Below are 10,140 nucleotides of genomic sequence, written 5' to 3'. Positions count from 1 at the left end.
TGATGGTAGTGTGGAGTTATCCATGTGAGAGTAAGTCATCGCCAGCTCATTAATTCTAAATCCCCCTCCGCTAATCGCTGAGGGGGATTTTTTTATGATGAAAAGATTAAGTAATATACGAATGAATCAGCTAATTGAGATATATTGTAATTAAATAAAAAAACTAAATAGTCGTAATTATTATTTAAATGAATCTTTCTATACTTATTTTTCTTTTTTACTATGAGTTAATTTTTACTATCAACTAAATACTATATTTTTATCTAATTTAAATTTAGACCTTTATTATTTTATTTCATATCAGGAAGGTAAGTGTTAATGGTTGGTTTTATTTATTTTTAATGCGAATTAAATCAATTATTTAGACTGATTTTGAATTTTTATATCACTATAAATTGTGTGGATATAACACCAAATTACTTTGGTGAATGACTTCTATTTGGGCTGAATTAGCACATTATAAAAACTGAAGGGCGCTAGTTAAAGTGCAATGAAACAATAGCTCATAGGAGGTGAATAATGTCAGCTAAAGCAGTTAATGTGAATGATATTATTGATCGTGAAAAATTTTCGGGTTTCCATTTTCAAGTTGTTGCTTGGTCTTTACTAATTATTTTATTTGATGGTTATGACTTGGCAATTAATGGTGTGGTATTGCCATTATTAATGGAGGATTGGGGCTTAAGTGCTGTACAGGCAGGTATGCTTGCCAGTACTGCCTTAGCAGGCATGATGTTTGGTCAATGATATTTGGTTCTTTGGCGGATAAAATTGGCCGTAAAAAAAGTCATTATGATCTGTATTGTGCTTTTTAGCGAGCTTACCTGTGCAGGTGGTTTTGCATCAAATCCAACGGAATGTGCGATTTTACGTTTCCTTGCAGGACTTGGAATTGGTGAAGTAATGCCAAACCTTGTCGCGCTGACATCTGAATATGCACCACAAAAAATGTATAGTACCTTAGTAACCACAATGTTTAGTGGTTATGCTGTAGGTGGTGTAATGGCTACATTGCTAGATGCGTGGTTTACTCCAAGTTTTGGTTGGCAAATTATGTTCTTTATTGCGGGTATTCCTTTGTTGTTATTACCTATTATTTGGAAGTTTTTTCCCGAGTCTTTGACTCTTATTGTGCAACAAAACCGTCAGGCGGAAGCACGTAAAATTGTTCGTCGTTTAGCACCAACAGTAACGGTAAAAGAAGATACAACTTTTGAGTTGCATCAGCTCGATGTGCCATAGTCTGCAAATGTTGTGAGCTTATTTAAACGTGGGCGTGCGGTAAATACCTTGTTGTTTTGGGTGGCGTTCTTCTCTTGCTTACTGACGATGTATGCTTTAAGCAGTTGGTTGCCGAAGTTAATGATGGCAGCAGGCTACTCAATGGACAATAGCTTGATGTTTATGATGGTGATGAATATTGGTGCTGTGATTGGTATTGTGGGGGGAGGGGTTTTAGCCGGTCGCTTCCATTTGAAACCTGTGCTGATGTGCTTGGGCATGATGGGTGCTGTTGTAAGGAGCTTGATGGGCTTCCAATCGAATCAATTCCTTTTATATATTTTAGTATTCTTGGCGGGTGCTGCATCCATTGGTTCGCAAATGCTGCTTTATAGCTATGTCGCTCAGTACTATCTGCTTGCTGTTCGTTCAACTGGGATTGGGTGGTCGTCTGCGATTGGCCGTATGGGTGCAATCATTGGACCAATTTTAATTGGTAGTTTGTTGGGAATGAATTTGCCTGCACACTTTAACTTTATTGCAATGGGTTTACCTGTGTTGATTACTGCTATTGCGGTTGCACGGATTATGCATGATAGTGACAGCGATAAGATTGATCTTAAAGACGCGTCTATAGCTAAAGCATAAGTTGTGATTCCTTAAAAAGAAAAACCTCCGAAAGGAGGCTTTTTTTTATCTAGTAGATGTATATTATTGATTATAAATATTAAGTATTATTGAAGTTATGATCGAGGATTATTTTAAACCTTTAGCTTTGCAGACAGATTTAGGATTGGGGGGCAACAGCGGATTCTTTCTATTATGCGGCACAGGCACTAGATGATAATCAAGATACAAAATATGGTTTTGGTATCGGTGGAGGTAAATTACCAATTCTATATCTTTATAGGCATTCGATTGAACTATATCTAAAATCAGCAATTACTCTCATATATAAGATCAGTTTTAAAAAATCAAAAACTGGAAATGATGATTTCCCAAAATTAGTTGAAAATGGTAAAGAGAAAAAAATATTTAATGTCCATTCAATTAAAACTTTATTTGAAAATTTTTTAATTATTTTAAAAAATAACCGTGATTCTATAGATAGTAGAATAAGATATAACTGGTTTGATATTCCTGAAGAAATACCTATATTAATTAATAAATTAGAAGAATATGATAGTAATTCAACTATTTTTAGATATCCTATTAGTATGGATAAAAATTTAGATTATCAAAAATCTACTTTTAAAAAATGTAATCTTGTTAAAGGAAAAACTCCAAAAAAGTCGAAAAGTGAATCAAAATCTAAGATTTTCTTACTTGTCCATAATGGGAACGATGAAATCATCGAATCATACGTAAGCGATAATGAAGTGTTAAGTGAGATTCATGAGGTTCTAAAAGAGTTATCTGAACAGTTATCAGGATTACACTTTTGTCTGAAATTCGATTTAATTAGGTAACTTATTATGAAACTCAACTCATTCTCTCCAATTCCTGAAAACGATGATGAACTGCATTTACCTGAATTGGTGTATTGGGCGTCTTTAGGTGAACTCGCTGAAGTAGAAAAAAGTCTCGTCAATGGTGTAGATGTGAACTCTACTGATGATGAAGGTTATAGCGCCCTCCAAGCGGCGGCTGAAAATGGCTATCTAGATGTGGTGAAACTACTGGTTGAAAAAGGTGCGAATGTCCACTACAAAGGTGAGTACACAGCGCTTCAACTGGCTGAAATGGCAGAACAAGTGGAAATTATTGAATATTTAAAAAGTCTGTAACTTTTATAATGAATAAAAGAGCCTGCTCAATATCAGGCTCTTTTGTTTTTATGGAGTCTTAAACGGACGAATTGGATTCAAGTTCTTTCAATATCACTTGATTAAAAGCAGGAAGATCTTCTGGATTACGTGAACTGATGAGTGTCCAACCACCTGCATTACATGTGTGAACGGCTTCATCGACCCATATAGCACCTGCATTTTCCAGATCGAGTCGTATATTTTTATGCGAAGTCAGATGTTTAGCTTGAACCCGCTCAGCATTAATCAAAACCCAAGGAGCATGACAAATCACAGCTATTGGTTTGGCTTGGTTGCTAAAACTTTGAATAATTTCGAGCGCTTTGGAATAGTGGCGTAATAAATCAGCATTAACTGCACCGCCGGGGATAATTAGCAAATCGTAGTCGTCATAATGAACATGATCCAAATCGACGTCTGGAGGATAACTTGCTGCCGATTCTGAGTCCATTTTAACAGTTCGAACTTCACTAGCTTCAATCGCAGCATGAATACATTCTATGCCTTTGGACTGTAGAAAATGGAGAGGCTGAATTAGCTCATCATGCTCTACGCCTATATTTGAGGTTATGAACAATACTTTTTGAGTCATGTAAACCACCTAAAAAAATGTCTATGCTTTTAGCTTAACAAAGCAGAATAATCCTGATGTTTTGATTTAACGGACTCTTGTAAGTAAGTGAAAGTAGCCGATGCAGTGTTTCGTGTAATTCTGGACTGTGTGAAGGTATTAATGATCCTTTTAAATAATTGATATGCATTAAGACATTTATAAAGTTCGAAACTGGATAGGAAATGAAAAACAATCTGCTCAAAAAATGTAGGTTTTTTGAATTTTCTATGCTATAAAAAATAAAACGGCACAAAAATTGCTTATAAAGCGTGCTTTAAAAATAGTTGTATTGATGAGTAGGGTTTTATGAAGTTATCGGTTGGATTGAAAGTTTCGAACTCTTTGTCGCTAACCCCCCAATTACAACAAGCCATTCGATTGCTTCAATTATCGAGCCTTGAACTTGAACAGGAAATTCAGATTCAACTCGACAGCAATCCACTCTTAGAAAAAGTAGAAGAACAGTCATCTATCGAAAGCTTATCTAGTGTGCAAGAGCAAGAACAGGATAAGAAAGATTTGACCAACGAACTCAACGCCGACCATTTACCCGATGATTTACCGGTCGATACCGACTGGGATGATGTCTATACACATCAACCGACCAGTTTGGGCGCAGCAGAATTTGAAGAGCGAGAAGATAATCGCCAAGGTCACTTGGGCTTAAAAGAGCATATGCTTGAACAAATCAATCTATTACATTTTTCGCAAGTAGATCAGTTGATTGCTTATTGCATTATTGATTCTTTGGACGATAAAGGTTTTTTAGACAGTGATATTTCAGAAATAACGACTTCAGTTCAACATCTTTTAACAAGCATGGACTATGACGATGAAGTTGAAGATGACGAAGTGGTTGTGGTGCTCAAGCATATTCAGCGTTTAGACCCACTCGGAGTTGGGGCGCGGAATCTTGCAGAGTGTTTAATGGTGCAGTTGGAAGCCTTACCAATGCAGACTCCTTGTCGAAATGATGCCATGAACCTGCTGAAAAACTATGAACTATTGATCAGCAATGAACTGGCAAAACTAATCAAACAAACAGGTTTAAATCAAGAGCAGCTCAAGTGTGCGGTTGATTTATTGAAAACGCTAAAAGCTCATCCAGGGCTTGAGTTTGAAGATAAAGACTCGGATTATCAAATTCCTGATGTCGTCGTAATGAAGAAAAATGAACAATGGCAAGTGGCTTTAAATCCTGATGTGATGCCGAAACTTCGTGTAAACTCGTTTTATGCCAATATGATTAAGCGTGCTGATCAAAGTGAAGATAATCAATACTTACGTAATCAAATGTTGGATGCGAAAAACTTTATTAAAAGTGTCGATGAACGCCATAAAACTTTACTGAAAGTGGCGACTTGTATCATTGAACATCAGCGTGCATTTTTAGAAATTGGTGCTGAAGGGATGAAGCCTTTGGTACTTCGGGATATTGCAGAAGAAGTTGAATTGCATGAGTCGACCGTATCTCGGGTGACCACCAACAAATATATGCTGACGCCACGCGGCTTGTTCGAGTTGAAATATTTCTTTTCTAGCCATGTGGGGACTACTTCAGGCGGTGAAGCATCTTCAACTGCAATTCGCGCCAAGATTAAAAAATTGATTGCTGAAGAGAATGCACGTAAACCTTTGTCTGATAACGCAATTGCTAATCTTTTAAAAGACGATGGAATTGATGTAGCGCGTCGGACAGTAGCAAAGTATCGCGAATCGTTACATATTCCGTCATCTTCTGAACGAAAAGTCTTGATCTAAAATTTAAAATCTGAATATTCTAGAGGTTCATTATGACAACATAATGAACCTCTTTTTTCTTTAAGGAATGGCTAAAATGATTTGATGTTTCTATGCACGCTGGTTATTTTGCAGTCATTAAATCGTCTTGGCTTTTCCTCATTAATCCTAATGAAGGTGAGGGATAGATATATGCAAATAACAATTCGTGGACATCATTTGAGCATTACCCCTGCTATTGAAGATACCATTCGCTGCAAATTTGCAGAAATGACCAAGCATATTGATCAGGTGAACAGTATGCAGGTGAAATTAACCAAGGATCATCAGGTCGATAAACATACTAAAAAAGGCAGTAGCAATCATATTGCAGAAGCAATTATTCGTTTACCAGGCATTGAGTTTTTTGCTCAGGCTTCAGCAGATGATATGTATACGTCGATTAAAAAATTATCAGAAAAACTAAAAAGACAGCTCGATAAGCACCGTAAAATGCAGCAGGTTTACCAACCGATTGCCATTTAGTTTGATTTTTATGCAAAAAGAGGTTTTTTAAAACCTCTTTTTTTATATATAAAGTGTGCGGGTTTATGATTTATTTTTCAGATTTATAGTAAAATGGCAGGTTTTTACACCGTTGGTCCTATAAGAGGTCTTTGTGATGAATAGTGAACAGCTCACTGAAATTTTAAAAGCTGCTTTTCCTGAAGCTGAAGTTGCAGTTAGTGGGCAAGGCGGAAAGTTTGACTTACGTATTGTCGACGACCAATTCGAAGGCAAACGTCCTGTTGCACGTCAGCAAGCTGTTTATGCACCATTAAATTCTTATATCGCAAGTGGCGAAGTGCATGCGGTGACTATTCGTGCAATGACTAAAGAAGAATGGCGTAAAGCAAGCTTATTCGGAGCTTAAAATTAGATGGATAAATTTTTAATTCAAGGTGGCACTAAACTCGAAGGTGAAGTCCGTATTTCGGGGGCTAAAAATGCTGCCTTGCCGTTGCTTGCAGCAATGATTTTGCCTGAAACCCCAACCAAGCTTACCAACGTGCCGCATTTAAAAGATGTTAATACTTTGGTGCAGTTAATTGGTGGTCTAGGCATTACCATGACCTACGAAGGCGACACGGTTACTGCAGATACCTCAACACTGGACAATCAGTTTGCACCTTATGAGTTGGTGAAAACCATGCGTGCATCTATTTTAGTGCTGGGCCCATTGGTGGCGCGCTATGGTAGTGCAAAAGTGTCTTTGCCGGGTGGATGTGCGATTGGCTCGCGCCCAGTCGATCAACATTTAAAAGCTTTAGAAGCTTTAGGTGCAGAGATTGAAGTTGAAGCGGGTTATGTACACGCTAAAGTCGACGGCCGTCTGAAAGGTGGTGAAGTCGTTTTTGATATGGTGACCGTGGGTGGTACCGAAAATATCTTAATGGCTGCGGCATTGGCAGAAGGTGTGACTACGATTCGTAATGCGGCACGTGAACCTGAAATTACGGACCTTGCGAAAATGTTGATCGCGATGGGTGCAAAAGTTGAAGGTTTAGATACTGATACCTTAGTGGTCACAGGTGTTGAAAAACTACATGGCTGTGAATACGCTGTAGTTGCTGACCGTATTGAAACAGGTTCGTATTTGGCTGCTGCGGCCATTACCGGTGGTCGTGTAAAAACCACACATACGGATCCAACTTTGATGGAATCGGTCTTGGAAAAGTTTGAAGAAATGGGCGCGGAAGTGACCCGTGGTGATGATTGGATCGAACTTGATATGATGGGTAAACGCCCGAAAGCAGTGAGTTTCCAAACGCTTCCACATCCAGACTTCCCAACTGATATGCAAGCACAGATTATGGCAGTTAATGCCATTGGTCGTGGTTTTGCCACTATTTCTGAAACGATTTTTGAAAACCGTTTTATGCACGTACCTGAATTGTCACGTATGGGTGCCAATATTCAGGTCGAAGGTAATGATGCTGTCGTGACTGGTGTAGAGAAACTTTCTGCAGCACCTGTGATGGCAACAGATTTACGCGCTTCTTTTTCTCTAGTATTAGCTGCGCTAGCTGCGGATGGTGAGACGCTGATTGATCGTATCTATCATATTGACCGCGGTTATGAAGATGTCGAAGCGAAATTACAAGGTATAGGCGCCCAAATTAAGCGAGTAAGTTCATGAGCGATATGAGAAACGATGATCCAAATTTTGACGTAATGGGCAATTTTGATCATGGTTTAACATTGGCATTGAGTAAAGGTCGTATTTTAAAAGAAACCCTGCCTTTACTTGAAACGGCTGGAATTAACTTACTGGAAGATCCTGATAAGTCACGTAAGTTAATTTTCCCAACCACCCATAAACAAGTCCGTATTTTAATTTTACGTGCTTCTGACGTACCCACCTATGTGGAGAATGGTGCGGCTGATATTGGTGTTGCGGGTAAAGACGTGCTTATGGAACATGGAGCGCAAAACGTTTATGAACCGCTCGATCTAAAAATCGCAGTATGTAAACTGATGACCGCGGGCAAAGTTGGCATGGAGCGTCCCAAAGGGCGTTTAAAAATTGCCACTAAATACGTAAACTTAACCCGTCAGTACTATGCAAGCTTAGGTGAGCAAGTCGATGTGATTAAGTTGTATGGTTCAATGGAACTTGCACCGTTGGTGGGTTTAGGTGATTACATTGTTGACGTGGTCGATACTGGGAATACTTTACGTGCCAATGGTTTAGAGCCTTTGGAAGAAATTTGTAAAGTGTCTTCGCGTTTGATCGTGAACAAGGCAAGTTTCAAACGTAAGCAAGCATTGTTAAATCCCATTCTTGCACAGTTAGAAACAGCAGTCGCTGAACGTGAAGCGTTAAAAAACAAATAAGTTAATCTTTTTTGTTTAAAGAAACCGCTATCGATGATGGCGGTTTTTTGTACCTGCTTATTTTTTAATATTTTTATTGGATTGAATCTGAGCCAGTTGAATTAAAGTATTAAAAGTATAGACATCACAAGCAGAAATTCGGGATGTCTGCTTGGCGTCATGAAATTGCGCTTCACCTTGAACAATCACATGATGACCCGTTTGATGAATTGCTTGAATATGGAACTCATGCGCGGCCGTCGTAAAATAATGCTCGATAGACTGGCAATGCTTCAGCACTTGATCAAAACCTGAAAGCCGTTGTTCACCCACAATTTCCCATGTAATGGTTTGTGAAAAATGCTGTTGGATTCGGCTAAATTGCCGCGTTGAAAAGTGGGTGGCTATGTCCGTGAGGGTCATCTCGTTTTGCCTGTTTTTTAGTCAAGTTTAATAATTCTAGTTTAAAAATCATAATCACATTCATTTCCCGATGAAGTTAAAAGTAATTTTTCATTACACTCCGTGTTTAGCTGGAGGATTGTTGCCCACAAAATACAGGAAACAAGGTAAACTAAAGCTTCCCTTTATTTTCATTGTGGATAAATTGATGCGACGTTTATCGACTCAAGATCAAAACTTTAAACAAGTCTTTGCTGATTTGTTGGCTTTTGAAACCGTGAGTGACCCAGAACTTTTAAAAACCGTAGATCAAATCATCGCTGATGTTCGTCAGCATGGTAATGCTCATGTTCTTAAACTCACTCAACAGTTCGATCGACATCCCGCGCATCAATTCTCAGATTTAGAACTGACCCAAGAACAATTAAAAACCGCTTTTGAGGGTTTGAGTACCGAAGTCCGCGAGGCGTTAGAGCTTGCTGCAAACCGCATTCGTGAGTTTCACCAAGCGCAAAAACAAGAAGGCTGGACCTATGTGGATGCCTTAGGGAACACACTTGGGCAAAAAGTAACGCCTTTAGATCGCGTTGGTATTTATGTACCTGGTGGTTTGGCATCTTATCCGTCTTCTGTACTGATGAATGCTGTACCTGCTCATGTGGCGGGTGTACCTGAAATTATTATGGTCGTCCCTGCACCGAATGGTGAGTTGAATCCTTTGGTGTTAGCAGCTGCTTATTTGGCTGGCGTCAGCCGTGTCTTTACCATTGGTGGGGCACAAGCGGTTGCGGCTTTAGCTTATGGTACAGAAACAATTCCAGCGGTGGATAAGATTACGGGGCCGGGCAACCGTTTTGTCGCGGCTGCGAAACGTGCAGTATTCGGACAAGTCGGTATCGACATGATTGCAGGGCCGTCTGAAATTTTAGTCTATGCCGAAGGCGTAAATAACGCACAATGGCTGGCGATGGATTTATTGTCCCAAGCTGAACACGATACTGTGGCACAAGCAGTGTTTATCACACCGGATGAACAGCTGTTAAATGAAGTAGAACTAGCTATTGAAGCGCATTTACAAGCTTTACCTAAAGCGGAGATTGCGCGTACTTCAATTGCCAATCGTGGCGCCTTAGTACTTGTGAAAGACCGCGCTGAAGCAGTTGAGCTGATTAATCAGGTTGCGCCTGAGCATTTAGAACTGTGCCTAGACGAAGCGCAGGAAATGGCCGAAGATATTCGCCATGCCGGTGCGATTTTTATGGGGAGATATACCCCTGAAGCGATTGGTGATTATTGTGCAGGCCCGAACCACGTGTTACCTACCTCGGGTACGGCACGCTTTTCTTCGCCGCTGGGTGTATACGATTTCCAAAAGCGTTCAAGTTTGATTATGTGCTCTGAGCAAGGTGTGAAAACTTTGGCGAAAACCGCAGATATATTAGCGCAACAAGAAAACTTAGATGCACATGCGCGTTCGGCACGTTATCGTTATCAATAATA

The 10,140-nt window shown here is 39.4% G+C and carries 9 protein-coding genes and 1 pseudogene; 8 read left to right on the top strand and 2 right to left on the bottom strand.

Features of this window, described 5'->3' with window-relative positions:
- Positions 1 to 519 precede the first annotated feature (519 nt).
- A pseudogene (locus ACG9ZB_RS12855) lies at positions 520 to 1,869 on the top strand (MFS transporter).
- Positions 1,870 to 2,696: 827 nt separating this feature from the next.
- Positions 2,697 to 3,008, top strand: coding sequence for an ankyrin repeat domain-containing protein (locus ACG9ZB_RS12850; protein WP_242760044.1), 312 nt, complete (start codon positions 2,697 to 2,699; stop codon positions 3,006 to 3,008).
- Between the two features lie 58 nt (positions 3,009 to 3,066).
- On the opposite strand, the gene ACG9ZB_RS12845 is transcribed toward ACG9ZB_RS12850, so the two are convergent.
- Positions 3,067 to 3,621, bottom strand: coding sequence for a DJ-1/PfpI family protein (locus ACG9ZB_RS12845; RefSeq protein ID WP_419326128.1), 555 nt, complete (start codon positions 3,619 to 3,621; stop codon positions 3,067 to 3,069).
- Between the two features lie 327 nt (positions 3,622 to 3,948).
- Between ACG9ZB_RS12845 and ACG9ZB_RS12840 the strand changes: the two genes are divergently transcribed.
- From ACG9ZB_RS12840 to hisG, 5 genes are all read left to right on the top strand, one after another.
- Positions 3,949 to 5,403, top strand: coding sequence for an RNA polymerase factor sigma-54 (locus tag ACG9ZB_RS12840; protein WP_419326127.1), 1,455 nt, complete (start codon positions 3,949 to 3,951; stop codon positions 5,401 to 5,403).
- A gap of 171 nt (positions 5,404 to 5,574) precedes the next feature.
- Entirely contained in the window at positions 5,575 to 5,907 is a 333-nt protein-coding gene (hpf, locus tag ACG9ZB_RS12835) for a ribosome hibernation-promoting factor, HPF/YfiA family (RefSeq protein ID WP_004695021.1), read from the top strand.
- Between the two features lie 136 nt (positions 5,908 to 6,043).
- On the top strand, positions 6,044 to 6,295 hold the full coding sequence (ibaG, locus tag ACG9ZB_RS12830; RefSeq protein WP_004695019.1) for a BolA family iron metabolism protein IbaG: 252 nt from the start codon (positions 6,044 to 6,046) through the stop codon (positions 6,293 to 6,295).
- A gap of 6 nt (positions 6,296 to 6,301) precedes the next feature.
- Positions 6,302 to 7,561, top strand: a complete 1,260-nt coding sequence (murA, locus tag ACG9ZB_RS12825) for a UDP-N-acetylglucosamine 1-carboxyvinyltransferase (protein ID WP_419326126.1) — start codon at positions 6,302 to 6,304, stop codon at positions 7,559 to 7,561.
- The gene (gene hisG, locus ACG9ZB_RS12820; RefSeq protein WP_004984172.1) at positions 7,558 to 8,259 is read left to right on the top strand and encodes an ATP phosphoribosyltransferase; all 702 of its coding nucleotides are present in this window, start codon (positions 7,558 to 7,560) and stop codon (positions 8,257 to 8,259) included. The genes murA and hisG overlap by 4 nt, the downstream gene beginning before the upstream one ends.
- Positions 8,260 to 8,316: 57 nt before the next feature.
- Here the strand turns inward: hisG and ACG9ZB_RS12815 are convergent, their stop codons facing one another.
- Complete coding sequence (locus ACG9ZB_RS12815; RefSeq protein WP_419326125.1) at positions 8,317 to 8,661, bottom strand: nuclear transport factor 2 family protein; 345 nt, start codon at positions 8,659 to 8,661, stop codon at positions 8,317 to 8,319.
- Between the two features lie 175 nt (positions 8,662 to 8,836).
- Between ACG9ZB_RS12815 and hisD the strand changes: the two genes are divergently transcribed.
- Positions 8,837 to 10,138, top strand: a complete 1,302-nt coding sequence (gene hisD, locus ACG9ZB_RS12810; protein WP_171304241.1) for a histidinol dehydrogenase — start codon at positions 8,837 to 8,839, stop codon at positions 10,136 to 10,138.
- The last annotated feature ends 2 nt before the right edge of the window (positions 10,139 to 10,140 follow it).

The sequence above is a fragment of the Acinetobacter johnsonii genome (assembly GCF_048551975.1).
Taxonomy (GTDB): domain Bacteria; phylum Pseudomonadota; class Gammaproteobacteria; order Pseudomonadales; family Moraxellaceae; genus Acinetobacter; species Acinetobacter johnsonii_A.
This window is presented reverse-complemented; position numbering and strand designations above follow the sequence as displayed.

Excerpts from the sequence above, each read along its gene's own strand:
- ACG9ZB_RS12850 (WP_242760044.1), top strand. The coding sequence starts at position 2,697 with ATGAAACTCAACTCATTCTCTCCAATTCCTGAAAACGATGATGAACTG.
- ACG9ZB_RS12845 (WP_419326128.1), bottom strand. The coding sequence starts at position 3,621 with ATGACTCAAAAAGTATTGTTCATAACCTCAAATATAGGCGTAGAGCAT.
- ACG9ZB_RS12840 (WP_419326127.1), top strand. The coding sequence starts at position 3,949 with ATGAAGTTATCGGTTGGATTGAAAGTTTCGAACTCTTTGTCGCTAACC.
- hpf (WP_004695021.1), top strand. The coding sequence starts at position 5,575 with ATGCAAATAACAATTCGTGGACATCATTTGAGCATTACCCCTGCTATT.
- ibaG (WP_004695019.1), top strand. The coding sequence starts at position 6,044 with ATGAATAGTGAACAGCTCACTGAAATTTTAAAAGCTGCTTTTCCTGAA.
- murA (WP_419326126.1), top strand. The coding sequence starts at position 6,302 with ATGGATAAATTTTTAATTCAAGGTGGCACTAAACTCGAAGGTGAAGTC.
- hisG (WP_004984172.1), top strand. The coding sequence starts at position 7,558 with ATGAGCGATATGAGAAACGATGATCCAAATTTTGACGTAATGGGCAAT.
- ACG9ZB_RS12815 (WP_419326125.1), bottom strand. The coding sequence starts at position 8,661 with ATGACCCTCACGGACATAGCCACCCACTTTTCAACGCGGCAATTTAGC.